General features: G+C 52.6%; 1 protein-coding gene. It reads right to left on the reverse strand.

Translation table 11 applies throughout. From position 1 onward, the window contains the following. On the reverse strand, positions 1–371 hold a 371-nt coding region (locus tag A7Z29_RS23115), incomplete at both ends, for an autotransporter outer membrane beta-barrel domain-containing protein (RefSeq protein ID WP_123058440.1).

The following is a 371-nucleotide window of genomic DNA, read 5'->3' on the forward strand; positions in this document are numbered from 1 at the left end:
TCCACGTTGTATTTACCAAAGGCGGATTTCTCAAACTCCAGACCAAAGCGCATGTTGTCCTTTATCTGTGCGTTCATGCCGACATTGAACAACATCCTGCTGTCCTTCTCTCCTTTAATCCGTTTCTCTCCGGACGCATCACGAAGTACGGTCTCGCCGTTATTCAGCAGGTCGAACTGCCAGCTGGTGCCGGCCCGGGCCGTCACGCTCCAGTCCTTACCACTGAATGTTTTACCCAGCTCAACCCCCGTTCTGCCAATCAGCGGGCTGAAATCCCTGTTCTTCATACTCAGATCCATCTCACCGTCTTTCCAGCGGAATGTTTTCCCGGACACTGCGCCGTAAACCAGTTCGGCCTGAGGCTCAATAAA

Source organism: Escherichia sp. MOD1-EC6842 (assembly GCF_002965705.1).
GTDB lineage: Bacteria > Pseudomonadota > Gammaproteobacteria > Enterobacterales > Enterobacteriaceae > Escherichia > Escherichia ruysiae.